Origin of the sequence: Acinetobacter sp. IK40 (genome assembly GCF_035615075.1) — a bacterium.
In the GTDB taxonomy this organism is placed as follows: Bacteria; Pseudomonadota; Gammaproteobacteria; order Pseudomonadales; family Moraxellaceae; genus Acinetobacter; species Acinetobacter courvalinii.
In genome coordinates, this window is the sequence record NZ_JANBOE010000006.1 from 111,636 (window position 1) to 137,313 (window position 25,678).

Consider the following 25,678-nt stretch of genomic DNA (forward strand, 5'->3'; position numbering starts at 1 on the left):
TTTAAAAAAGCCTTGATTGCCAACTATTGGTAAACACATCCGCTAAGTTTATAATTTGATCAATAATAAAATTATTTTCACTGACAGGGTAATGATAGTTTTTTAAAATAATTTGTACCATTAAAATGATTCTTGCCTTATATGTCTGATTATTTTGCCAATCAGGAATTATAGATTTTTTTAGCTTGTCTGTTAGTTCTACTGCCATAGAAATCAATACACGTTCATCTATGTCATGTTCTAGCATAGGATTACTTTTCAACAATTGGTAGAATGTATATTCATCATGAAACAATTCACGTTTAGTAATCTTATCATCAACCAAATATTCTAATGCTGTTAGCTCATCAAGTTCTGGTAAGATTTGACCATCATTTTTTCTGTTCATCAACTTTGATAAGATTCACTAAATTGATACAAGCATATCAAATCTAGTCTAAAAATAGAGTAAAAATTTACACTAAAATTAATAGGTATTCGAGTTCGGCATCAGTAGAACTTATCCACTCATTCCAATAGCAAAGAACAATATGATTGGATACAAACTATTAATCCCAACTTATGTTAAGGATTTACAGATTACTCTTATAATAGCGAATAATGATCTGAGTACTTCAATATGAATAAATCTTTAGGTATGAATGAACTATTCTCAAGAAGAAAAGCAATAGTTCACCTTTCCTTAAGTAATAGTTCACCTATCCTGTTTATGCTTACAGATTTAATCGCATAATAATAAAGCATTTAAAATATATGTGATATTTCACATAAAATATTTCACTATACAATGCCTCCCTTAGAGAGGTATATATGAAAAAAATATTATTTTTAATGGGGTTATGTCTGGCTTTTAATGTTGAGGCCAGACAGGTAGAGAATAGTACAGCAGCAATTAAAAGAAAAATTATTCAAGAATCTATTGAAAGCTATCCAGGTAACTGTCCGTGTCCCTATAACACTGCACGTAATGGTAGTCGCTGTGGAAAACGTAGTGCTTATAACCGTGCTGGCGGATACACACCTTATTGTTATCCGGAAGATGTCAGTGATCGCAAGGTAAAAGAATATAAAGAAAAGAAAAACCTAGTTTAAAAAAAGCCCCTGCAATAGAGGCTTCTCAATACATCAAGGCTGCTTTTTTAAAAGGCATGCATGGATAATCTACGGATATATTGCTGCGGATCTAAAGGATAGTCTTTAATTAACTTTAAGAAAACCGCCTGATCACCTTGATATAACGCGCGAGTTGCTTCTTCGTGGTTGGGCATATTGCCTAACATTGCCGACATAACGCGATCAGTGGCTTGTTTAGCCAGCATGATATTACTTTCAGATGTTGGATCATTCAGCTCCTTATCAATCAGTTTGCGAATCACTGCAGATGCACTGGCACTCTGTTGATCTAACCAGTCCCAGTGTTTTTTCTGTAAGGTAATTTCGCGAGAGATCACACCGAGTTTTGGGCGGCCAACTTTCTTTTCCGGTTCAGGTTCGCTGTAGCGCTGCTGAATCTGTTGCTCAGCACCTGAAAGGTCAAGGTCGATTTGTCGACCTGTTTGATCATTAAAAATCAGGATCGTCTCGGCAGTTTCACCAAGTTGTTTGAGCTTTAATGCAATGTCAGCAAGTTGCGCTTGAGCAATCAGTGTATAGCCTGAAAAAGCAGTATAGGTCGGTTGAGTATTCATTTTATTCACATATTTTTATACGGGTAAAACAATATTACCAGGGTAAAAATAAATTAGCAATCACATTGATCCATCTTCGCAAAGGGATTTAAGCCAGTTAGGCTAAATTCTGGAAAACCGATTTAAAAAATAATGCAGATAGAATGCCAATTTTCATTTTTATTCTGCGTTGATCGCGCTTTTATGAGACAATGTTTTTTTATTTTTGTGTATTAGGACTCCCATGATTGAGCAATCTCCTGAATCTTTAAGCGATATCGAAATTTTAGACATTTTACAGTCTATGAAAAAAGATAAGCTGGATACGGAAGCAAATGAGATGATCCGTAATGGGGGGAAAGCTGGGCGTCAAGAAGCACATAAACAGGCTTTGGTGGCACTGAATGCCAGCTTTGAGGACAAGTTTGTCGAAGCTGTGACTTTGGCATTGGGTCTGAATTCAGGTCAGGCTAAAAAAATTCGTTATAAAAAAGACCGCATCCGTATTTTAAAAGCCCGTGGCATTGATTATTTAGCGATTGATGGTGCAGAAACCGCACAGGTATTGGCTCAGGTTGCACAGGCCATTGGTCGTGAAGATGCAACAGTAACCCATGACTTGCACAATATTTTTCCATTTTGGAAAGAGGGCTGGCCAATGGTTCAATTCGACAATGCATACAAGATTCTAGCCGAAGATATTAGCATTCATTATCAGGCGACATTGGATACCTTATTGGCACAACTTGGTGGAAACTAAGCGCGGATAATCGCCAGTTCTACTCATCAATCAAACATAACAAGGAATGTTAGTTTATGAGTTCATTACCTCATATTCCACCTGAAGCATTAGATGTGTTACGTGAAGGGCAACTGATTGAGGCCATCAAGATTACTCGTGAGAAAACCGGGTTGGGGTTAAAGGAATCAAAGGATTTAATTGACCAGTATTTGCAAGCCCATCCACAAGAACAGGCACGTGTGCAGGAACAGGTGGCACAGCGTAGCCGTGGTGGCGTAAAGGTTGTGGTCTTTATTGTGGCGTTACTGATCATTCTGATCTGGTGGATCATGAAATAAAAAAAGCCCGTCAAACGGGCTTTTTTTTTGACTTTTACTTAGTCTTCAGACTGGATAATCGCATCATTTTCCTGACTCGGTAAAACTTGTGTCACCAATAACTGGTCAATTTTATAATGGTCAATATCGACCACTTCAAACTTGAAGCCCGCATATTCTACGGCATCTGCAGGACGCGGGATCTTGCGTAGGCGATACATGATAAAGCCGGCAATGGTTTCATAATTCTCATTTTCAGGAAATTCTTCAATTTCCAGAACATGCTTGACGTCTTCAATCGGTGTGCCCCCATCAATAAGCCAGGAATGATTATCGCGCTTAATGATCTGCTGTTCTTCATCCATTGGCGTTACCCAGTCACCCATGACGGTGATCATGATGTCGCTTAGCGTAATCACCCCGACTACCAGCGCATATTCATTAATCACGACCGCAAATTTCTCTTTGGTCGAGCGGAAGCGGTCGAGCAATTCTGACAGGGTCAGAGTATCTGGAATCATTAACACATTACGAATGGTCGATTCATTCAGTTGTGTGAAAGATTGTTTATTCAGAATACGGACCAGAATATCTTTGGCGTCGACATAGCCAATCACCTGATCAATATGTTCATTACAGACCAGAAACTTTGAATACGGATATTCACCCAGTTTTTGGCGAATACTGTCTTCAGGTTCTGTCAGGGTAAAAAACACCACATTTTCACGGGTGGTCATACTTGAAGGAACAGTACGTTCCTCCAGTTCAAATACGTTTTCAATGAAATGATGTTCCTGCTTTTGTAGCACTCCGGCTTGTGCGCCTGCATCCATGACTGCTGAAATATCATCAAAGGTAATATTGTCGTCACGGATGGTATTGACTTTGAATAAGCGGAATAACAGATTGGCAATTGCATTGATGCCCCAAGCCAGAGGTTTGCAGATTTTAATAAAAATCTGAATCGGCTCGATGACGCTAATGGCAATTTTTTCTGGCGCAATCATGGCCAAACGTTTTGGCATCAGATCGGCAAACAGAATGAACAAAGAGGTGACCATGGTAAAGGAGAGGGCAAAACCAATGGTTTCTAGCCAAGGACCTGCATAAAACTTCACAATCAGATCAACAAAGAATGGTCGGAAGGCAGCTTCACCGAGAATACCGCCGAGGATTGCAACGGCATTTAAACCGATTTGCGAGGCTGCGAAGAAATCAGCGGATTGTTCTTGTAGATCTAAAACTTTTTGAGCGCGGGTTTCGCCAGATTCGGCCAAAATTTTTAATTTAACTTTTCTAGCGCCAGCGAGAGCAATTTCTGTGAGTGATAAAAAGCCTGCTGCTGAAATCAGCAGGGCGATAACAATAATATTCTGGAAGAGACTCACACATCACCTGTGTTGCATATTATTATGAATATGTTGTAACACAAAAAAGAACAGAGGTAATCAAATCATTACCTCGTAATAACAGTTTTGCTGAGCAAACAAGCATATCCATTAGGAATTAAATATGATTATAGAGCAATATTTTTAGTATTGTGAAAATTGTGAGTTATTTAAGAGAAATTCACGATTCTCTTCTTCAATCATTTGTCGTGCCACAAACAGGATCAGCTGTCTTAACCAGCGGTGGGCAGGATGATGATGTAATAACGGACACCATGCCATTTTTAATTCAAACTCAGGAATATAAAATGGAGGATCCTTTATAACCAGCTTTGGATTTTGGGTTTGCAAACGCGCCATACGGGTTGGCAGGGTAGCAATCAAATCTACATTTTGCGCTAACAATGCTGGCATCTGATAATGACGCGTAAACACTGAAATTTTACGACGTTGACCAATACGCTCCAACGCTTGATCGATCCAGCCGAGTCCCGCCTGTTTATCCGGATTCACACCGAAACCCACCCCCATGCCGGTTTTTGAGACCCAGATATGCTGCGCATCTAAATAGCTTTTCAGGTTTAAGTGGGTTACAGCAGGGTGTTTGTCATTTAAAATACAGCTAAAGCTATCACGCCAAACCAGAACCTGATGGAAGCTTTGTGGAATTTCATTGAAGCGGTTAATGGCAAGATCTACTTTACCTTGCTCCATATCCCGATAAGACACATCACTCGGCGTCAAGAAATCCAGTACCACATTGGGTGCTTCTGAACGCAATGCTTTGACCAGGCGAGGCACTAAGGTTGCTTCGGCATAATCCGAGGTCATGATACGGAACACGCGCGTACTGGTATAAGGACGGAATTCGGTACGTGGCTCCAGAATCATGGAAAGATCTGAGAGCGCATCGCGAATACGCGGTTGTAATTCTAATGCACGCTCAGTCGGCGTCATGCCTTCAGAAGAGCGAATCAGGAGGGGATCATTAAACAGATTACGTAAACGACGTAAAATATTACTCATCGCAGGCTGGGTAACACCGAGTTGCTCTGCAGCGCGTGTGACATTTTTTTCACGAAGAAGTACGTCAAGATAAATTAATAAATTAAGATCGACCCGCTCCAGATTCATAAAAAAAATACCGAAAATAAAATCCTTAAATTGTGTTGAATTATGACATATCTAAAGCCTTTTGTGTAACTTAATCCTACATAAAAGCAACAGCGCCAAGGCACATAACATCGCTTGAAATATCGGGTGCACTTATTGATCGGGTCATGCTCAACTTTGATACAATTGTTGTTTGTAACACCAGTAAAATGCGCTGAAAATTTAAATATTTTTAGGATTTGAACACTTGTTTTACCGTGTTTTTTGAACTGACCAGTCTAGAAAAATGGCCTGAAATAGGGTTTTTACGCATTTCAGTGTATTTTGAAAATTAATTAAAAACAATTGCTTATGTTTTATTTTTGAAGTTTTTGATAAAAGCCTATACATACATTTTCTAAGAAAATACCGAAGATTAAGCTAGAATATTGGCTAAATCGCTTGCCAAAGACTAAGCTTTGAGACATGTTGATGAGGTGCTTGAAATCTAGACTAAATAAAATCAGGATTTTTAGCCCCCGTTCGATGCCAATCCTCAAAGGAATAGATCATGACTACATATCAAACAGCGATTGATGCAATCCGCGAATTAAAAGCAAAATTTGGCAACACTTGGGCAGATATTAGTCCTGAAGATGCTGCTCGCATGCAACTACAAAACCGTTTCAAAACTGGTTTAGACATTGCGAAATACACAGCTGCGATTATGCGTCGTGATATGGCTGCTTATGATGCCGATTCTAGCAAATATACTCAATCATTAGGTTGCTGGCACGGTTTCATCGCTCAACAAAAAATGATCGCGAACAAAAAATACTTCGGTACAACTGAGCGTCGCTATATCTACCTTTCTGGTTGGATGGTTGCTGCACTTCGTTCAGAATTTGGTCCACTTCCTGACCAATCAATGCATGAAAAAACTTCTGTTCCTGCGTTGATCGAAGAAATCTACACTTTCTTACGTCAAGCTGACGCAAAAGAATTAAACGATTTATTCCGTGCACTTAAGAAAGCACAAGAAGCGGGTGATACTGCTAAAGCAGCTGAAATCACTGCTCAAATCGACAACTTTGAAACTCACGTTGTGCCAATTATTGCGGACATCGATGCTGGTTTCGGTAACGAAGAAGCGACTTACTTACTTGCTAAGAAAATGATCGAAGCGGGTGCCTGTGCACTTCAAATCGAAAACCAAGTATCTGACGCAAAACAATGTGGTCACCAAGCGGGTAAAGTAACTGTTCCACACGAAGACTTCATCGCTAAAATCCACGCATTACGTTATGCATTCTTAGAAATGGGTCTTGATGACGGTATCATCGTTGCACGTACTGACTCTGAAGGCGCTGACTTGACTCAAAAAATCCCAGTGGTTAAAGAGCCAGGCGACATCGCTTCTCAATACATCAGCTACTTGGATACAACTGAAATTGACATCGCTGATGCTCAAGAAGATGAAATCCTGATCAAGCGTGATGGTAAATTACACCGTCCTAAGCGTTTAGCTTCTGGCTTATATCAGTTCCGTCCTGACACTCAAATTGACCGTGTTGTACTTGACTGTGTATCTAGCCTTCAAAATGGTGCTGACCTTCTTTGGATCGAAACTGCGACTCCAAACGTAGAAGAAATCGCTCACATGGTTAACCGTGTTAAAGAAGTTGTGCCAAATGCTAAGCTTGTTTATAACAACAGCCCATCATTCAACTGGACTTTAAACTTCCGTCAACAAGCTTATGACCGTTGGGTTGCTGAAGGTAAAGACGTTTCTGCATACGACCGTGCTAAATTAATGAGCGCTGAGTATGACAATACTGAATTAGCTGCTGATGCTGACGCTAAGATCCGTACTTTCCAAGCAGATGCTTCTCGTGAAGCGGGTGTGTTCCATCACTTGATCACACTTCCGACTTACCATACTGCTGCTCTTTCTACACATGAGCTTGCACAAGGTTACTTCGGTTCTGAAGGTATGTTGGCTTATGTTGCTGGCGTACAACGTAAAGAAATCCGTGGCGGTATCGCTTGTGTTAAACACCAAGCAATGGCGGGTTCTGACATCGGTGATGATCACAAAGAAATCTTCTCTGGTGACAATGCGCTTAAAGCACATGATGATGCTAAAAACACAATGAACCAATTCGCTGCTCACTAAGCACTGAACTGATTCAAAAAGAAACCCTGCGCAAGCAGGGTTTTTTTATTGTTTAAATCATTGCTTAAGGCCAGATGAATGTTCGGCTCTCTAAAAAATAAATTGTTCTATTTTTAATTATGTTGAGTAGGATCTATTTAACCATTTCTATTATTTGCATGGTTGATGAACCTCTCTTCAGCAGACTCAAGTCTCAGATAGAACTCTTTAACATCAACTGTTCAGCAGACCGATCATTCAATCAACAGATATAAAAAAACTGCCCTATAAGGGCAGTTTTTTTATTGCAGAAATAATTTATTATTTCTCAACACCTGCTGGTTGACCTGCAAGTTTTGCATTTGCATAGTCCCAGTTAACCAGGCTTTCTAAGAAAGTCGCGATGTATTTTGGACGTAAGTTACGGAAGTCGATGTAGTAAGCGTGTTCCCAAACATCAATTGTTAATATAGCGATTTGACCGTGCGCAAGCGGCGTGTCTGCATTTGAAGTTTTAGTAATTGATAATTTACCGTTTACTTCGTCAGCAACTAACCAAGCCCAACCTGAACCGAATTGAGTTGTTGCAGCAGCAGTGAATTCTTCTGCAAATTTTTCGTAGCTACCGAACGCTTCGTCAATTTTCGCTGCAATCGCGCCTGTAGGTTTACCACCACCGTTTGGCTTCATGCTGTTCCAGTAGAATGTGTGGTTCCATACTTGAGCAGCATTGTTGAAGATACCAGCTTTAGATGCATCACCAGCAGAAGCCTTGATGATTTCTTCTAAAGTTTTACCTTCAAGATCAGTACCTTTGATTAAGTTGTTTAAGTTAACAACATAAGTATTGTGGTGTTTGTCGTGATGGTATTCTAAAGTTTCGCGAGTGATATGTGGCGCTAGATCATCATAGCCATATGGAAGTGCAGGTAAAGTAATGGTTGTCATGTTTCATTCCTTGCAAATTTGCTGGGTTTTACATTAAGTGTTTTTATTGTAAATGATTCTGCATGCAATAGGGCAGTCTTTTAATACACAAAATATGCAAAAAATTTCCATCTGAGACATATACCATACACAAGATAGAATTAGAGCCAATGATTATTTTAGATTATCTTTGAGCTGGCTCTAATCTACATTGATCAAGTAGAAGTTTTTAACTTTATTATTTAAAATCAATTTTTTATTTCTGTTAAAGCCGCATGGTAGCGGCGATTGACCTCATCCCAGTCCACCACATTATAAAAAGCCGCAATATATTCAGGTCGACGGTTTTGATATTTTAAATAATAGGCATGTTCCCATACATCCAGTCCTAAAATAGGGGTATGACCATGCATTAGTGGCGAGTCCTGATTGGCACTGCTTTCCACCATAATTTTGCCTGCAGGTGTGACACTCAGCCATGCCCAGCCACTTCCGAAACGGCTAATCGCTGCTTTGGTAAAGGCCTCTTTAAATGCATCAAAACCACCGAGTTGCTGGTCAATGGCTTTTGCAATATCACCTGTCGGTTCGCCACCACCGTGTGGACTCATAACGGTCCAGAACAGTGAATGGTTGGCATGTCCGCCAGCATTATTGATCACCATAGGTTTAAGGTCTGCTGGAACTTCATTCACTTTGGCGACTAGCTCCTCTACAGGAAATTTTTCCCATACCGTGCCTTGAATTGCGCCATTAATATTATTGATATAGGTCTGATGATGCTTAGTATGATGAATTTCCATGGTTTTGGTATCGATATTGGGTTCAAGTGCATCATAGGCATAAGGCAGTGCAGGTAAAGAATAAGCCATGTGTTTGATTCCTTTTCTAATCAATGTGGTTTTATAACGATAGATTAAAGCGCTTTCATTATTGTTTTAAAAGCAAATGAGAATCAATATCTTTTAATTTGCTTTTATCTATGTGATATGAGCTAAAAAATAAATTTTATTTATCAGTCGATTAAGAGGGAGAGTCTAGATGTAGTTAGGCATTTAAAATTATCACTATAGAGATGAGCAGCTAGGCAATGAGTACCCAGCATCATTAAGCGACCAGAAATGAATCGATGGGAGTGGAAAATTGGAAAATAAAAATCAGGTAAAGGAATGAAATGAATTTCACTCCTTTATTCGTGCATCGGCTTAAATTGGATTGTTGAGCTCAAGATACTCAGATTCAATGGCAAACTGAGTTGCAATGGCTTGTGCCAAGCGCTGTACGCCATAACGTTCAGTGGCATGATGGCCGCAAGCAAAATAGTGAACTCCTAACTCTTTAGCCTCATAGAAGGTGCGTTCACTGACTTCACCTGAAATATAAGCATCGCACTCTGCTTGAGCAGCTTTGGCAATAAAGTCTTGTGCGCCGCCTGTACAGAAGCCAACCTTTTTGATTACAGTTTTAGCGCTCGGTAAATGAATCACATTAAAATCAAAGACAGCTTGTAACTTTGCTTTAAATTGCTCAGGACTCAGTGCATGGTCTAAATAGCCAATATTGCCGATAGGATGCTTTTCACTTGGATCTAATGCTTCCATATCGTTTAGCTCCAACAAATCGGCAATGGCGACGTTATTGCCTAAAGTCGGATGCGCATCTAGTGGCAGGTGATAGGCAATCAGGGAAATATTATTCTGAATCAGTTTTTTGATACGGTTGCCACGCATCCCTGTAATCGGATAGGGTTCGCCTTTCCAGAAGTAGCCATGATGCACCAGTAAGGCGTCCGCCTGTTGAGCAATCGCGGCATCAATTGCATCTTCAGAAGCGGTCACGGCGCATAAAATTTTATTGACTTCAGCTTTGCCTTCAATTTGTAAGCCATTTGGTGCGTAGTCTTTAAACTCGGTTGCTTTTAAAGTCTGATTACACCAGTGCACAATATCTTGCACATTTGCCATGCGATTCCTCAAATGATTAACAGCTTGTTAGAGCTCAATAAAAACATATTTTTAAATGTAACTAAAGCTAGACAAAACTTTTTTAACTTTTGCATTGATTTTAAGCAATTTACTTTACAATAGTGGAAACTTCCAGTTCTTCAATAAATTACGTACATCACATAATTTCGCCTAGAGGATAATAGACGTGCGCCGTGCATTTACATGGTTACCTTGGGTATTACTCATTCTTGTTATCGTTAGTTTTCTGGCTTGGCAGAAATCACATCAACCGAAACCGACTGTTGCGGCTGATGGGGTGAAAATGCCGGCAGAAAAGGTTGAGCCTCTCATTGATACATCACGTGCCGGTGGGGTGGTTTCCTATAGTGCTGCAGTCAAAGTGGCTGCACCTGCTGTGGTGAACATTTTTACCACGCAGAAAGTCAAACAGATGAATCATCCATTATTGAATGATCCTGTATTTCGCGAGTTCTTTGGCAATCAAATGCCGCAACAGCCTCAAAATGAAAACAGTCTGGGTTCAGGGGTGATTGTGCGTGCAGACGGTTATATTCTCACCAATAATCATGTGATTGCTCAGGCTGAACATATTGTGGTGGCATTGCATGATGGCCGTCGTGCTGAAGCCAAAGTAATTGGTACTGATCCAGATACAGATCTGGCTGTAATCAAGATCGAATTAGATAATCTGCCAGTGCTGCCATTTAAGCTGAGTGGTAACGAAGTGGGTGATGTGGTACTTGCGATTGGTAATCCATTTGGTGTCGGTCAAACTGTAACCCAAGGGATTATTTCTGCCACAGGTCGTTCTGACTTGGGAATCAATACCTACGAAGACTTTATTCAAACCGATGCTGCCATTAATCCGGGTAACTCGGGTGGTGCATTGATTGATGTTGCGGGCAACCTGATCGGTGTCAATACTGCAATTTTCTCTCAATCTGGCGGTTCCTTGGGAATTGGTTTCGCTATTCCTGCCAAGGTTTGTCAGCAAGTGCTTAATTCCATCCTGAAAGATGGCCGTGTGGTACGAGGCTGGTTGGGTATTAGCCTGATTCCAAATACCATTGAAGAGGATGTTCTGGCAACAAAACCGATTGGGGTTACCGTGGCTGATGTATTGCGTGACGGACCTTCGGATACGGCTGGGATTAAACGTGGTGACAAGATTATCCAGGTCAATAACGAACAGATTTCTTCCGCTTCGCATTTAATTAATTATGTGGCATTGCAAGCGCCGGGTAGTCTGATTGATGTGATTGTGGAGCGAGAAGGCAAGCAGCAAACGCTCCAAGTGAAGGTGGGAGAGCGTAAAGTACAGCAAAATACCCAATCTCAATATATACCTTTACCGAAACATCCTTAATCAAGATGGTTTTAGCAGAGAGGGTCGCTTAAAGCGGCCCTTTTTATGGCTACAATAAAAAAGCTTGTTGACGCTAAGGTCAACAAGCTTTTTTGCATTTTATAGGTGTTTTTATTTTTCATTAAATCATGCAAATTTTATCGTTTTATGACAAATTTTTGATGATTCAATGACAAGTGTGAAACTTGGAAATACGTAATTAGTGGGCACAAAATGCCTGATTGAAATATTCAAATAGATCAGGCGTTTGAAACCAGATCAAAATTGAAAGGCTAATTAAACCAAGAATAAAGCCCATCAGTAAAATTTTAAAATTTCGTTCAAGATTAGTCATGAATAATGGCCTCTTCATTGACGAACAGATGAATCACCACACCAAAAGCACTTAATAGCAAGCAGGCAAGCCAGATCATATTGTAGTTGCCGGTCATGTCGTGGTTGATACCCCCTAACCAGCCTCCAAAAAATGAACCGATTTGGTGAGTAAAAAACACAATGCCACTCAACATCGATAAATATTTTACGCCAAACATATTGGCAACAATACCATTGGTTAATGGCACCGTTGAAAGCCAGAGTAATCCCATGATGATCCCAAAACTATAAACGGTAAATATACTCAGGGGTAATAACAGGAAGGCAATGATTGCGATGCCACGTAAACCGTACAGTAACATCAGCAGTTTCGGTTTTGAATAACGATCGCCTAACCAGCCAGCCCCATAGGTCCCCACAATATTGAACAGGCCTACCAGTGCTAAAAATATGGTGCCTGTGGTGGCATCAAAGCCATGATCGATCAAATAACCCGGTAAATGCACTCCTAAGAATACCACCTGAAAGCCGCAGACCAGAAAACCTAAGGATAACCACCAGAACGGTTTATGTTTGCTGGCAATGTTAAGAACCTGTTTAAAGCCGAGACTGGGTTGATTCAGTGCCTTCGGTGCGGTCGAAGTAGGGGATTTTAATAACCATGCCAACGGGACAATGAATGCAATCGCGAATGCACTGACGAGTAGTGCGGAGGACCAGCCTATACTTTTGAGTAACAGTAGGGTGGATGGCAACATGATAAATTGACCGAATGATCCTGCTGCACTGGCAATCCCCATCACCATACTGCGTTTTTCTGGCGGAGCTGCACGACCAACGGCTGAAAGCAGCACTGTAAATGAGGTCGCAGATAAAGCCAGTCCAATGACAAGCCCTAAACTAAGATTTAGCAGAACTCCGGTCGAGCTAAATGCCATCATCACCAAGCCAATCGCATAGAGCACGCCGCCTGCTGCAACCACTTTCTTGGTGCCATATTTATCGGCAATTGCACCTGTGAAAGGTTGGGCCGCACCCCAGATCAAGTTTTGTAAGGCAATGGCAAAACTAAAAATATGGTGTCCCCAGCCAAATGCGTCGCTCATCGGGACCAGATATAAACCGAAGCCATGACGTACGCCCAGCGAAAGTGCAAGAATAAGTGCACTTCCTATCAGCATATAGATCAACTGTTTTGAGAATTGTGGCTTTGACATTGTTGTTATGATCAAGGAATAAGTGAAAAGTATTTTAAAATACTTCTGTCTATATTTCGATTCTAAAAAATGATTAGCGTTCTATTTGTTTGAGTAATTTCCTTACTATTAGAAATATCAGGAAATAAAAAAAAGCAGCTAAAGCTGCTTTTTGATGAGCTAATACACTTAGAAACGATAGCCGACACCAACATAAGTGATTAGTGGATCGATATCAATTTTGGTATTGGCACGAATGAGTTCTTTACCGGTATTAGAGTCCGAGATAGTAATTTTTGCATCACTACTCATTGGTGCGTATGTAACAGAGCCGACAGCAAACCAGTTTGGATTAAAATCATAAGTTGCGCCTAGTGTTGCCATAGGAGCCCATGCATCATCTGCTTCAACTTTAATTTTAGGATTGGCTGAGGAGGTTTTGCCATCAAGTGCAGCGCCTGCTTTATTATCGAGAACATTCTGAATCATATGACCAGCAGCAATTAAATCATTGCTTACATTATCATCGAGTTTTAAATGGGTGAAATGAGCATACATGACACCTACACCAACGTAAGGTCTGAATTTATTAACGCCTGTTTTACCAAATTGGTAATGAATTTCTGCAGCGGGTAACCATGCAGTTGCGGAGGCCGCTTTTTTGCTCTGTGATAAATCAGTAATAAAAATATCCTTTTTTAGAGGAATGTCACCCAGCACTGAACCTAAGCCTGATGGCTTATCCACTCCTGATAAAGGTGCATAAATTTGGCCTTTCCCTTTAATATCAACTTTAGGAGGAATACCCGCCTTAACTTCTAAAGAAATGTTATCAGTAAAATGATAGTTGGCCATGATACCAAGAGTATCTACATCACCTGCTTCCAGTCCTGTTCCTTGAGCCTGCCAGTTAGATAACCCATTAATAGTAGCTTCACCCGAAATATTGCTTTTTAAATAAGTTACACCATCTTTTTTTTCTGAAATAAGTGACGAGATAATTGGTGTTTTAAGCAGAGTTGCTAAAGTATCATGTTTGGTTTGACCTTCTTTGGTAGAGCGATCAATTGCATTTAATACTGAATCCGCTGTAACTGAACCGACTTTCGATTTTGTTCCTTCAGCAACACCGGTATTGATATTAATCGGATTGCCTTTTCCTTGTGGCATGGCATGCAACCAACCAGCAGAAACTGAAAAGCGTTTAAAGCCATCACCATCTTTTAGACTGAAATAAGGTGAGTCTGCGAAAGTAATTGTTGGTAGGGCACATAAGCCTGTAAGCAGGCAAGCAAATGACTTCTTCATCATCTTGGGACTCCATGTCCTAAAGTTTGTAAGGATTTTTCTTGCGCCCACGATAACTCTTTTTTTGACCTACTTTGTTTAGTTAAAATTTATAATTGTTATGCTTATGAAAAAAATTGTTTGATTTAGATAAATTGATGAAGAAATTATGAAGATACAAAAAAAGCCACCGAAGTGACTTTTTACTAAAAAAATTAAAGAAAATAAATTACATAAAACGAGATAAATCTTCTTCAGGACGCGCGGTTAATACTTCAATACCAGTTTTGGTTACCAAAATCGTATGTTCATATTGGGCCGACAATTTGTGATCTTTTGTGACAACGGTCCACTTATCACCTAAAAGCTTGGTTTGCCAAACACCTGCGTTGACCATTGGTTCAATGGTAAAGGTCATGCCTGCTTCCAGACGCATCCCTGTTCCTTTTTGCCCATAATGTAAAACTTGTGGTTCATCATGGAACACATTGCCGATACCATGACCACAATATTCACGCACGACACTGAAACGCTCAGATTCCACATATTGTTGAATGGCATAGCCAACGTCACCTAAGTATGAGCCATCTTTTACCGTGGCCATGCCGCGATACATGGCTTCTTGGGCCACTGAACACAAGCGGTTTGCAAGAATAGAGGTTTCACCGCCCACGATATACATCATGTTGGTATCGCCGTGATAACCATCTTTAATGACTGTTACATCGATATTAAGAATATCACCGTTCTTTAAGATTTTATTTTCAGACGGAATACCGTGACAAACCACATGGTTGACCGAGGTACAAATAGAATGCTGGAACGCAGGGCGACCTGGTGCTGCGCCATAGCCGACACAGGCTGGAATTGCTTGCTGAACATTTTCAATGTGATTGCGACAGATGGTATCGAGTTCTAGTGTGCTCACGCCCGCTTTAATATGCGGTTTAATCATGTCTAGAACTTCAGCCGCCAATTTGCCAGCAACACGCATCTTTTCAATTTCTTCAGGTGTTTTGATTAATCGACGAGGGGCTGTATAAGTTGTATTCATGATCTCTAAAAACTTTTGGTAATTTGCAAGCGTCTATGGTATAAATAGCCGCCTATTTTATCAAATGCTTTTCGTGAATATATTTTACGAAATTATCTGATAATTATAGTCGTAAAAAATCCGCACATATATCGACACATTACTCTGGGTGCCTAGCAATAGGTGGAGAATGCGGATATATGGAGGCCTAACCCAAACTTTAAGGTAAAGAAAATGGCAGATTACAACGTAAGCATGCGCGACCTTCTTCAAGCAGGCGCACACTTTGGTCACCAAACTCGTTTCTGGAACCCAAAAATGCGTCAATACATTTTTGGCGCGCGTAACAAAATTCACATCATCAACCTTGAGCACACTGTTCCTGCGTTAAATGATGCTTTGAACTTCGTTAACAACCTAGCGAGCAAAAAGAACAAAGTATTATTCGTTGGTACAAAACGAGCTGCTTCTAACATCATCCGTGAACAAGCTCAACGCGCTGGTCAACCATATGTAGATCACCGTTGGTTAGGTGGTATGTTGACGAACTGGAAAACACTTCGCCAATCTATCAACCGTTTAAAAGATCTTCAAACTCAATCTCAAGACGGTACTTTTGCTAAGCTTACTAAACGTGAAGCTTTAGAGCGTACTCGTGAGATGGAAAAACTTGAACGTGCTTTAGGCGGCGTTAAGAACATGGGTGGTTTACCTGACGCATTATTTGTAATCGACGTAGATCACGAAGCGATTGCAATCAAAGAAGCGAAAAACTTAGGTATTCCTGTAATCGGTATCGTTGATACAAACTCTAACCCAGACAACGTTGATTACGTTATTCCGGGTAACGACGATGCGATCCGTGCAGTAACTTTGTATGCTTCTGCTATGGCTGATGCGATTCTTGCTGGTAAAGAATATGCTCAATCACAAGCAAATGCACAAGCAAAAGGCGACGACGCTGCTAAAGACGCTTCTGAGGCTTAATGCGTTTTGACGCAAGCTTGTCATTTTTGCGACATGTAATGGTGGCAAATTAAAGCGTCGAGATTGCAAACGGCCCAGAGATTCTTTGGGCCGTTTTTGTTGAACAGATTTATTTTCTACCGATTTTAGGAGAACAACATGACTGCAATTACTGCAAGCATGGTAAAAGAATTACGTGACCGTACTGGTCTTGCAATGATGGAATGCAAAAAAGCATTAACAGAAGCTGGTGGTGACGTCGAACTTGCGATTGACAACCTTCGTAAATCAGGTCAAGCAAAAGCTGCTAAAAAAGCAGGTAACATTGCAGCTGATGGCGCGATCACAATCATCCAGGAAGGCAACAAAGCGATTCTTGTTGAAGTTAACTGTCAAACTGACTTCGTTGCAAAAGACGAAAACTTCAAAAACTTCTCTGATAAAGTTGCTGCTGCTGCACTTGCTGCAAACGAAACTGATGCTGCAAAAATTGCTGAACTTAAACTTGAAGACGGTTCAACTGTAGAAGAAGCGCGTGTTGCACTTGTTCAAAAAATCGGTGAAAACATTCAGGTTCGTCGTGCTCAAATCGTTGAAGGCGAAAACTTGGCTGTTTACAAGCACGGTTTAAAAATCGGTGTTGTTGTTTCTTACACAGGTGATGCTGACACTGGTAAAGGTATTGCAATGCACGTTGCTGCGTTCAACCCAGTTGCGGTAAATGCAGAAGCTGTTCCAGCTGACTTGATCGCTAAAGAGAAAGAAATTGCTGAAGCGAAAGCATTAGAATCTGGTAAACCAGCGAACATCGTTGAGAAAATGGTAACTGGTTCAGTTGAAAAATACTTGAACGAAGTTGCTCTTGATCGTCAAATGTATGTTATCGACAATGACAAGAAAGTTGCTGATGTATTGAAAGCGACTGGTACTGTTGTCGCTCAATTCGTTCGTTTCGAAGTGGGTGAAGGTATTGAGAAGAAAGCTGAAATGAGCTTTGCAGAAGAAGTTGCTGCTGCTCAAGCTGCTGCGAAGTAATTCGTATCTTCTAAAAAAACCCGGTCATTTTGACTGGGTTTTTTATTGCCTATTAAAAGCCCACTTCATCAAATGGGCTTTTTAATATCATTTAAGGCTTATTCAGCTTCTTTTTTTAGCTCATATTTGCTTGCCAATTCACCTGTAATTTCTTTACCTTCGGTATCTAAAGCTTTCAGGTAACCTTCAGCAACGAAATATTTACGACCGTCACCGGCTTTATCCAAGGTAATGACTGAGGTATTTTTACTATCAAAGGCGAAGCTACCTTTGCTTTCGAAGGTTTTACCATCACCTTTGCCTAAATATTTTTCTTTTAATTCATAAGTCTTATCTAGATTTAGTTCAAGCTCAGTCTCAATACCTTCGCAGTCAGCGCATGGAAGGACACCTTTATAAGTACCATTCCAGTCGAGTGAATTTTCCGCTGTGTGCGCACTGTCAACAGCTTCATGCGTTGTTTCTGTTGTGGTTGCTGCTGGAGGGGTTTGCTCGTCCGTTTTTGGTGTTTCTGCCTTGTTACACGCTACTAGGAAAACCGACGCTAGAGAAATGGCAATAATTGATTTTTTCATCTTGGATAGAACCTTATTGGAAAGTATTGATATCCAAGTTATTAGATTTTAAAAAGAAATGGAAGTAAGGGAATGTAAGGGTTGTTTAACCTTTGGTAAAGCAAGACAAGTTTAACCTTGTCTTGCCTTGAAGCGTGGATTTGATTTGCAGATCACAAATAACTTGCCACGACGCTTTACAATCTGGCAATCAGCACTACGGCGTTTGGCACTTTTGAGGGATGAGCAGACTTTCATTGTGGTTCTCTATATTTAATGTAATGTTATAATATTACATTAAATTTGTGTTGTAAAGTTCGTCTCGTTGTCGAAAGTGTAAATGAAGGGGGGAAATAAAAAGTCCTTATCTTTTAATAAGAGCATGTTTGAATGTGGGGCAGAAAATGAAACTCCAACTCGTGACGCCAACTTGGTTATAGTTAGGATATGGTTAATATTAATTTAAATCAAAAACTTAAGGTGTATGCTTGTAATTTAAAGTACATGAAAATTAAACACCACTAGGTTGCAGTTAGCCAACAATAATTATGAATATAAAATATTTAATACATACAATATTTTAACTAAGTGTTATATTTTTATATATGTGACAAATTTAAAATAATGATACCAAATAAAAAAAGAAACTTGATATAACAACGGCTTATACAGGGCAATTTACCGGGTTAAGTTAAGGATTTAGCTTTTCGGCTGTGACAAGCTTTATTCTGTTCTAGTTTAAATTGAGGAGTCGAGCAGACTCTCGTGATGAAATAAATTTTTTTCATTTAAAATAGGAGAAAAATATGCTACCTCCATTTTCTACATTAGTTGAAAGTAACGGATTTATTTTTTATTAGATGAAATGTGAAATTCTTTTAAATATTGATGACACGATACCTGATGGTATTAAAGCACAAACTGAGTGAGTAGTTAAAAAGATTAAACCAACCTTGTCAGACTTGTCTGCCAGTTTAATGTCAGCCAACTGACTGGCTATAGGTTAGATGAGAAATATGATGGAAAAATTGCCATGGATTGCCTTGAGTGTGGATAATGAGTTCTAAAATTCTTCAGGAAACTTCGCTACGTTATTTTTTGGAAGTGGTACGGTGTGGCTCAATTGCAGAAGCATCGCTCAAACTAAATGTTGCTTCATCTGCAATTAGTCGGAAAATTGCCCATTTGGAATCGAATTTGAATGTATTGCTGTTCGAGCGTAAAACTCATGGCATGAAACCTACTTCGGCAGGAGAAATTTTAGCAGCTTATGCGTTAAAATTACAATTGGAAAGTGATCGGGTCTTTAATGAAATCAATGCTCTAAAAGGTTTAAGTAAAGGTAGTATTAAAATTGCCTGCTCGACAGGTTTCTCACTCGATTTTTTACCTTCAATTATCGCTAAATTTCAGTCCTATTATCCTGATGTGCAAGTTTTTTTACATGCTGATAGTGGTAAAAATGTCATTAAACAACTTAAAGATGGTACTGCTGATATTGGTGTGACCTTTAATCATGTGTCCCAGTCGGATATTTCTGTGTTGTATTCTGTCAATGCTCCGATTTACTGTTTTGTTACCCCACAGCATGAACTGGCAAATCGTAAAAGTATTACTTTACCGCTTCTTGAAACAGTACGTTTAGCATTGCCTCCATGCGGGATTGTATTACGGGATGTATTTGATGTGCGTTGTAGCCATCAGGGTGGGGTGATTAAGCCTATTTTCACTTCTAATACCATCAGCTCGATTGTATCGTATGTGTTAGCAGGTGGGGTTACACTTTCGTCAGAGCTGGTACTAAAATCTTATTTAAGCCAAAATATTATTAAAGCCATTCCATTACAAGACAATATTTTAAATAATGCGCTGTCGATAGAAGTGTGTAAGTTAAGTGGGCGGATCTTGCCTGATGTGGTACGCGTGTTTTTAGAATATTTATATGATGAATTGGCTGTGCCGGAAACCAGGATTGATTAATAAGACAGATAGTAACAAAGCATGTTTTTTGATGGAGGTAAAATCAAGTTAAGAGATTAAATTTCCTTACTGTACTTGATACGCGAATATATCATTCGCAACTGTACAAAAATAATTGTTTCTGCGAAAATTTGATTATTGAGGTTTGTTTACGATTTTTGTGAGGAGAAGCCAAACTCCACTTTTCATTTGCCTCAACAAAAATTGGGATAAGCTCCAATGATTAGATTTATTGATAAGGCTCTCTCATGAGTCTATATAAAGAAATTAAGGAGTTTTTTTAAACTCCTTAATTCATCAACTCTAGCTATGTATTAAACCGCAGATGCCGTGTGATCATACTCAATCTTGCTAATCTGACTAGTATCTACAATACCTGTTTTAAAGTCAGTTTGCGTCTGCATTAAAGCACTAAGATCTAGTTGTGGCTGGGCCAGATCAGGATCGTGTTCGCAGTGCTGAGCTAAAGCATCTGCCATGCGTAGGAGCGTAGTATCTTCGCGGAAGCCTGCGATCATTTGCAGTCCAAACGGCATATTAAGATGATCACGTCCAAGTGGAAATGAAAGTGCAGGATTGGTCATCAATGTTACTACATAGGTTAGCGATAACCAGCGATAGTAATTTTCTAGTGGTCTACCATTCACTTCGCTCAAATACAGGTTTTGCCATGAGAATGGACTGACAGGTGTGACAGGAGACAAGATTAAGTCATATTGATCGAACAGTTTTTGAAAATCTTTAAAATACTGGGTTTGAGTTTTTTGCGCCCATATGCAGTCAGTCAACTTCATATTGGCACCCATTTCATAGTTCATACGTGGATTCGGACCTAGAAGCTCAGGGTTCTTCTCATAAGTGTTTTGCAGACCGGCAACAAAAGCTTCGGCACGCAGCACATCGAAGCAGCGGTGTGCATCGTCTAGATTGAATTGGATTTCTTCACAGCTTTGAAAAAGCTTACTTATTTTCTGAATTTTATTGCGAAATACCTGACGAATATCGTTATCGACTTCACAGCAGCCAAAGTCTTCGGTGTAGGCTACACGCAGTTTAGATAGGTCAACTGGAGGTAGGTCCCGGATATCGGCAGACATTTGTGTATCGTAACTGAGAGGATCATTTTTAGATAAACCAATCGTTGCAGCCAATTGCAGCCAAGTATCTTCGACATTACGCCCCATTGGGCCGACCACAGAAATTGGAGTCCAGCCCAATGGTTTACGCTGGCTTGGCACTAAACCTGCTGAAGGACGTAGGCCATAAATCCCGCACAGGGCTGCAGGAATACGTAGCGATCCGCCTGTATCCGAACCTGTACATAGGGGTGCAAGACTTGCAGCTAAAGCTGCGGCAGACCCACCTGATGAACCACCAGCATTTAAACTTGGATTAAATGGGTTGCCTGTTGCACCCCAGACAGGATTACGAGTGTTAGCACCTGCACCCATATCAGGCACATTGGTCTTACCTAAAATGATCGCACCTGCATGACGTACCCGTTGCACCAGTTCATTGTCTGCTTTCGGAACATAATGCTGATAGGCTAGCGAACCATAAGTGGTATTTAAATTTTGAGTGTCTTCTAAGTCCTTGATACCGATAGGTAAACCGAATAATAAGCCGCGTGCCTGACCAGCCATGAGTTGCTGTTCTTGAGATTTGGCATCAGCCAGGGCTTGTTCATAGTTTTTAGCACAAAAGGAGTTGATTTTGGGGTCGATTTTGATGATGCGAAATATATAGATTTGTGTGAGTTCAACTGGTGAGATTTGTTTCTTTTGAATCATTTGCTTTAGTTTTACTGCACTAAATGACGCTAGCTCTGAAGTATGAGACATATGAAAATCCTATGTTTTATTTATCGATATTTAAAGATATTAGTCATTTCTATACTTCACACAATTAGAATAAATAGAATACTTCATTGCTGAATTGGCAATATTTATACATATAATTTTTGAAATTACTGAACTTTGAATACGAGTCAATGTGCTCAAGCATTGCCATTTGGGCAAAGATAGATTGCGAAAAATGCGCTTGAGTAAAGCCAAGGTGCTATTTATTTTGATTATTGAAAACAACAAGATTTTAAATAATGGAGAAATTGGCAATGGCTGCATGGATAGAGAAAATAGGCGTACGTAAATATCTGGTTTTTTTACTGCTGTATTTAGGTTGGTGCATTTCTTTTATTGATCGTACAGCAATTAGTATAAGTGCTACACATATTATTAAGGATTTATCTATTTCCCCTGTACAGATGGGGGCGGTGCTAAGTATGTTTTATATTGGCTACACTATCATGCAGATTCCTGGAGGATGGCTGGCCGATAAAATCGGATCAAAAAAAGTTATTCTAGTCGCGGTTGGGCTATGGTCGATTTTTACCATGTTGACAGGCATGGTTGAATCCTTAATGGGATTGCTCGTGATTCGACTTTTATTTGGTTTAGGGGAAGGAGGTTTTCCGCCTGCATCTTTTAAAAGTATTGCGGAAAATTTTAAAGGTATATCTCGTTCCAATGCATCTAGTGCGATGATGTCCTCAAATTATATCGGTAGTATGATTGCACCCTTAATTATTGCACCTTTGATCATCGCATTTGATTGGCGTAATACCTTCATGATCATCGGTGTTGTAGGTTTTATTTATATTGTGCTTTATGCCGTCTTAACACCTTCTAGTAAAGAGACCCAGAAGACAATAGATGTAACTAAAACAGCTTCAAGTCTTGTATTTAAAAACAAGTATTTATGGGCTATATGCGCGATGTGGTTTGGCATTAGTATTGTCAATAAAGGCTTGGATACATGGATGCCAATTTACCTCATGACAGAGCGTGGACTTGACTTGAAATCAGTCGGCTGGTTGTTACCGATTCCATTTTTGATTGCAGGTTTAACAACAGCAGCAGGTGGTTGGTTTGTAAATAAATTCTTTGATGGCAAAGAACGACTGCTGATTATTCCTTGCTGTATTTTAATGTGCCTAGGTTTATATGAAATGTATTCGGCAGCTACTATTGCTCAAGTGATTATTGCACAAGGTGTTGTTTATCTTTTTAAATCTTTGATCTTTGCCCTGGTAATTGCTTTACCAGCAAAAAAACTACCGCAAGAACAAATTGGTCGCGGACTGGGAGTTATTAATACTGGAGGTATGGCCGCTGGTTTTGTGGCACCAGTGCTTATTGGCGCATTGGTCAGTTGGTCAGGCTATCAAGCTGTGTTCATGTTCTTAATTTGCTCGGTAATTTTCTCTTTATTAATGAGTTTTTGGATCAAAAGTCAAAAGACAGAGGAGGTTAAAAGTCAACTTTCAAATGCCTAAAGATAAACGGCTTTGTTATATAGACCTATCCCTAAAGGCTTATTCAGCAATATAATTTTTGGCTGCATAAGCCTGCATCTAAAATATATCGTCTAACGAATTGGTTTTGTTACAACCAAGCTTTAATCAAACGTGGAAATATCACGATTTGGTTTGATTCCAATACTCACTAGGATGCCGAATCAAAAGGCAAAAAAGGGATAAATCAAGTCTACTCAGATACTGTGGTTCAATACTATTTAATGATTAAATCTTTCTTTCTTTCTTTCTTTCTTTCTTTCTTTCTTTCTTTCTTTCTTTCGTTTGTCTCTACGTATGCTTATGGTTTTTTACACAAAGTCTAATTAATCTTTGTGGTTTGAGTTAAATGACATCAGATTAAACGATGATTTGAACATATTGCTAGTAGATAAACTGAATACCATAGACTTTGAAATTTAGGTCAATGAGATTTATACACGTATAGTCGTATTATTTAAACTCATGAATCACCCAAGTTGTAATTTAAATTTGTGCAGATTAGGCTAGTTTTAACCTTATAATCTGTGTGCGAAAAAGCCATACTAGATTTAAAAATAGGATTAAATGCTTTTATTTTAACATTTAAATCATTTTTATTATTCATTTCGGGCTAATGTGAATATGGGTATTTTAAGAACATAATTTCTAGTGTTATAAGAGAGTGTTACAGGAGAGAAATCTTCAATGATTCGCCGAAGGTGCAACATCCCGGAAACTCTCAGGCAAAAGGACTGTAATCAATCAAAAATCTGGAGAGTGCTTAAACAGCACACCGAAGGAAGAAGGGGAAAACCCGAAACTCTCAGGTCACAGGACAGATGGGGCATCACATGAACTGGTGAGGATCATATGCCACATATTGCGATTATCGGTGCTGGGATCACGGGAGTGACCACTGCTTACGAATTAATAAAACAAGGTTTTAGCGTTACTGTTTTTGAAAAAAATTTATATCCAGCAATGGAAACTTCCTTTGCGAATGGTGGACAACTTTCTGCGTGTAATGCAGAAGTGTGGAATCAAAAATCCACAATTGTCAAAGGCATAAAGTGGATGTCACAAAAAAATGCGCCATTATTACTTAATCCATCCTTTAATATGCATAAATACACATGGTTGGTCGCATTTTTAAACAACATTAAAAATTACGAAAAAAATACCATTGAAACAGTACGTTTAGCCCTGGATTCGCGTAAGCACATGTTTGCGATTGCGGATCAAGAAGGATTTGACTTCAATCTGGAAAAAAAAGGCATTTTACATTTTTATCATACAGCTAAAGATTTTGAAGTTGCTAAAAATGTCAACGCATTGCTTAACCGCGGTGGTTTAGAGCGTTATGGAGTTACTCCTGAAGAAATTAAAGCAATTGAACCAACTTTAACCGGTGACTATTTTGGCGGATTCTTTACCCCAGATGATGCGACAGGTGATATTCACAAATTTACTCGTGGCTTGGCCACAGTCTGTGAAAAGCGAGGTGTTAAATTCTGTTTTGGTGCAAATGTACTAAAAATTAATCCTGCGCTGGATCGAGTTGAAATTTTATATAACCAACAGAACCCTAAACACCAAATCGAACAAGCGGCAGAGACATCTGTTTTTGATGGCGTTGTGATTTGTGGTGGCGTAAATAGTTACCATTTAGGTGATCAACTTGGGGATAAGATTAATATTTATCCTGTGAAAGGTTATTCGATTACCGTGAATCTAAAAGATGAACGTAGTGTAAAAAATGCCCCATGGGTGAGCCTACTGGATGAAAGTGCAAAAATTGTGACTTCTCGATTAGGAGTAGACCGTTTCCGTGTTGCCGGCACAGCAGAATTTAATGGTTATAATAAAGATATTCGTAATGATCGAATTCAGCCATTGATTGATTGGGTTAACAAAAACTTTGATATCGCTACCGACAGTGTAGTGTCTTGGGCTGGCCTCAGACCGATGATGCCAGACATGATGCCAAGAGTACAACGCAGCAAACAAGCGCGGGTGTTCTATAACACTGGTCATGGTCATCTTGGCTTCACTTTATCTGCTGCGACGGCAGTCATGATCAGTCACGAAATTCAACGTGCTTTAGTGGCTTAAAGCTACTGTAGAGGGGGTGAAATGAAAAATTTTGTCTCTAAATTTCAGTACCGCGATAAAAAACTTGGCTGGTTGATATTTGGTTTAATGTTTGTATTACAAATACTTATCATACTCGGTAATGTAGCGGTGCAGGATCATAAAAACCAGAATACAGCACAGCCTATCTTGGAAATACAGCCGCTCAATTTATTCAAAAAGATGCCAAAGCCATCTAGAGCGCACTAAAATTAGGTTAAATTAAA

At 39.6% G+C, this 25,678-nt stretch carries 24 protein-coding genes, 1 pseudogene and 1 riboswitch; of the genes and pseudogenes, 12 read left to right on the forward strand and 13 right to left on the reverse strand.

The window, feature by feature from the left end; translation table 11 throughout:
- Position 1 precedes the first annotated feature (1 nt).
- On the reverse strand, positions 2-388 hold the full coding sequence (locus tag MSG93_RS12050) for a type I restriction enzyme endonuclease domain-containing protein (RefSeq protein WP_005204752.1): 387 nt from the start codon (positions 386-388) through the stop codon (positions 2-4).
- 422 nt (positions 389-810) lie between these two features.
- On the opposite strand from MSG93_RS12050, the gene MSG93_RS12055 reads away from it, so the two are divergent.
- The gene (locus MSG93_RS12055; protein WP_324622014.1) at positions 811-1,092 is read left to right on the forward strand and encodes a hypothetical protein; all 282 of its coding nucleotides are present in this window, start codon (positions 811-813) and stop codon (positions 1,090-1,092) included.
- Between the two features lie 47 nt (positions 1,093-1,139).
- Here the strand turns inward: MSG93_RS12055 and MSG93_RS12060 are convergent, their stop codons facing one another.
- Positions 1,140-1,688 (reverse strand): DUF2239 family protein, encoded by a 549-nt coding sequence (locus MSG93_RS12060; RefSeq protein ID WP_420714312.1) that lies wholly within the window; start codon positions 1,686-1,688, stop codon positions 1,140-1,142.
- Positions 1,689-1,911: 223 nt separating this feature from the next.
- Here MSG93_RS12060 and MSG93_RS12065 point away from each other — a divergent pair, with 223 nt between their 5' ends.
- Both MSG93_RS12065 and MSG93_RS12070 read left to right on the forward strand, forming a co-directional pair.
- Entirely contained in the window at positions 1,912-2,427 is a 516-nt protein-coding gene (locus tag MSG93_RS12065) for a hypothetical protein (RefSeq protein WP_312057126.1), read from the forward strand.
- A gap of 56 nt (positions 2,428-2,483) precedes the next feature.
- Complete coding sequence (locus tag MSG93_RS12070) at positions 2,484-2,747, forward strand: ribosomal protein L7/L12 (protein WP_324622016.1); 264 nt, start codon at positions 2,484-2,486, stop codon at positions 2,745-2,747.
- Between the two features lie 38 nt (positions 2,748-2,785).
- Here MSG93_RS12070 and MSG93_RS12075 read toward each other — a convergent pair whose 3' ends face one another.
- Positions 2,786-4,114 carry a hemolysin family protein gene (locus MSG93_RS12075; protein ID WP_005287830.1) on the reverse strand — a complete coding sequence of 443 codons (1,329 nt, stop codon included), beginning with the start codon at positions 4,112-4,114 and terminating at the stop codon, positions 2,786-2,788.
- A gap of 144 nt (positions 4,115-4,258) precedes the next feature.
- Positions 4,259-5,248, reverse strand: a complete 990-nt coding sequence (locus tag MSG93_RS12080; RefSeq protein WP_004773639.1) for a LysR family transcriptional regulator — start codon at positions 5,246-5,248, stop codon at positions 4,259-4,261.
- Positions 5,249-5,777: 529 nt separating this feature from the next.
- Here MSG93_RS12080 and MSG93_RS12085 point away from each other — a divergent pair.
- Positions 5,778-7,382, forward strand: a complete 1,605-nt coding sequence (locus MSG93_RS12085; protein ID WP_005231551.1) for an isocitrate lyase — start codon at positions 5,778-5,780, stop codon at positions 7,380-7,382.
- Between the two features lie 300 nt (positions 7,383-7,682).
- Here the strand turns inward: MSG93_RS12085 and MSG93_RS12090 are convergent, their stop codons facing one another.
- The 3 genes from MSG93_RS12090 to MSG93_RS12100 all read right to left on the reverse strand — a co-directional run bounded on the left by MSG93_RS12090 (position 7,683) and on the right by MSG93_RS12100 (position 10,252).
- Positions 7,683-8,309: a superoxide dismutase gene (locus tag MSG93_RS12090; protein ID WP_324622017.1), complete on the reverse strand. Its 627-nt coding sequence runs from the start codon at positions 8,307-8,309 to the stop codon at positions 7,683-7,685.
- Between the two features lie 227 nt (positions 8,310-8,536).
- A complete protein-coding gene (locus MSG93_RS12095) occupies positions 8,537-9,160 on the reverse strand; it encodes a superoxide dismutase (protein WP_324622018.1) in 624 nt (207 codons plus the stop codon).
- 333 nt (positions 9,161-9,493) lie between these two features.
- Positions 9,494-10,252 (reverse strand): Nif3-like dinuclear metal center hexameric protein, encoded by a 759-nt coding sequence (locus tag MSG93_RS12100; protein WP_324622019.1) that lies wholly within the window; start codon positions 10,250-10,252, stop codon positions 9,494-9,496.
- Positions 10,253-10,439: 187 nt separating this feature from the next.
- On the opposite strand from MSG93_RS12100, the gene MSG93_RS12105 reads away from it, so the two are divergent.
- The gene (locus MSG93_RS12105) at positions 10,440-11,621 is read left to right on the forward strand and encodes a trypsin-like peptidase domain-containing protein (protein WP_005231547.1); all 1,182 of its coding nucleotides are present in this window, start codon (positions 10,440-10,442) and stop codon (positions 11,619-11,621) included.
- Between the two features lie 326 nt (positions 11,622-11,947).
- Here the strand turns inward: MSG93_RS12105 and MSG93_RS12110 are convergent, their stop codons facing one another.
- The 3 genes from MSG93_RS12110 to map form a co-directional block, all read right to left on the reverse strand.
- Entirely contained in the window at positions 11,948-13,153 is a 1,206-nt protein-coding gene (locus MSG93_RS12110) for an MFS transporter (protein ID WP_005287820.1), read from the reverse strand.
- Positions 13,154-13,321: 168 nt separating this feature from the next.
- Positions 13,322-14,443 carry an OmpW/AlkL family protein gene (locus MSG93_RS12115; protein WP_324622020.1) on the reverse strand — a complete coding sequence of 374 codons (1,122 nt, stop codon included), beginning with the start codon at positions 14,441-14,443 and terminating at the stop codon, positions 13,322-13,324.
- Between the two features lie 205 nt (positions 14,444-14,648).
- A complete protein-coding gene (map, locus tag MSG93_RS12120) occupies positions 14,649-15,473 on the reverse strand; it encodes a type I methionyl aminopeptidase (RefSeq protein ID WP_004773623.1) in 825 nt (274 codons plus the stop codon).
- Between the two features lie 213 nt (positions 15,474-15,686).
- On the opposite strand from map, the gene rpsB reads away from it, so the two are divergent.
- On the forward strand, positions 15,687-16,439 hold the full coding sequence (rpsB, locus tag MSG93_RS12125; RefSeq protein ID WP_004652723.1) for a 30S ribosomal protein S2: 753 nt from the start codon (positions 15,687-15,689) through the stop codon (positions 16,437-16,439).
- A gap of 138 nt (positions 16,440-16,577) precedes the next feature.
- Positions 16,578-17,453, forward strand: coding sequence for a translation elongation factor Ts (gene tsf, locus MSG93_RS12130; protein ID WP_005287814.1), 876 nt, complete (start codon positions 16,578-16,580; stop codon positions 17,451-17,453).
- A 98-nt stretch (positions 17,454-17,551) separates the two neighbouring features.
- Here the strand turns inward: tsf and MSG93_RS12135 are convergent, their stop codons facing one another.
- A complete protein-coding gene (locus tag MSG93_RS12135; protein WP_279694052.1) occupies positions 17,552-18,028 on the reverse strand; it encodes a copper resistance protein NlpE in 477 nt (158 codons plus the stop codon).
- A gap of 111 nt (positions 18,029-18,139) precedes the next feature.
- On the reverse strand, positions 18,140-18,265 hold the full coding sequence (ykgO, locus tag MSG93_RS12140; RefSeq protein WP_005231541.1) for a type B 50S ribosomal protein L36: 126 nt from the start codon (positions 18,263-18,265) through the stop codon (positions 18,140-18,142).
- A 798-nt stretch (positions 18,266-19,063) separates the two neighbouring features.
- Here ykgO and MSG93_RS12145 point away from each other — a divergent pair.
- Entirely contained in the window at positions 19,064-19,987 is a 924-nt protein-coding gene (locus tag MSG93_RS12145) for a LysR family transcriptional regulator (RefSeq protein ID WP_005287808.1), read from the forward strand.
- 314 nt (positions 19,988-20,301) lie between these two features.
- Here the strand turns inward: MSG93_RS12145 and MSG93_RS12150 are convergent, their stop codons facing one another.
- Complete coding sequence (locus MSG93_RS12150; RefSeq protein WP_324622021.1) at positions 20,302-21,828, reverse strand: amidase; 1,527 nt, start codon at positions 21,826-21,828, stop codon at positions 20,302-20,304.
- A 272-nt stretch (positions 21,829-22,100) separates the two neighbouring features.
- On the opposite strand from MSG93_RS12150, the gene MSG93_RS12155 reads away from it, so the two are divergent.
- From MSG93_RS12155 to MSG93_RS12170, 4 genes and pseudogenes are all read left to right on the forward strand, one after another.
- Positions 22,101-23,321 carry an MFS transporter gene (locus MSG93_RS12155; protein ID WP_005287801.1) on the forward strand — a complete coding sequence of 407 codons (1,221 nt, stop codon included), beginning with the start codon at positions 22,101-22,103 and terminating at the stop codon, positions 23,319-23,321.
- 62 nt (positions 23,322-23,383) lie between these two features.
- Positions 23,384-23,685, forward strand: a pseudogene (locus MSG93_RS12160) (transposase); the annotation flags it as partial.
- Positions 23,686-23,999: 314 nt separating this feature from the next.
- A riboswitch (glycine riboswitch) is annotated at positions 24,000-24,086 on the forward strand.
- A 105-nt stretch (positions 24,087-24,191) separates the two neighbouring features.
- A complete protein-coding gene (locus MSG93_RS12165; RefSeq protein ID WP_324622022.1) occupies positions 24,192-25,433 on the forward strand; it encodes a D-amino acid dehydrogenase in 1,242 nt (413 codons plus the stop codon).
- A gap of 21 nt (positions 25,434-25,454) precedes the next feature.
- Positions 25,455-25,661, forward strand: a complete 207-nt coding sequence (locus MSG93_RS12170) for a KGW motif small protein (RefSeq protein WP_005287796.1) — start codon at positions 25,455-25,457, stop codon at positions 25,659-25,661.
- The last annotated feature ends 17 nt before the right edge of the window (positions 25,662-25,678 follow it).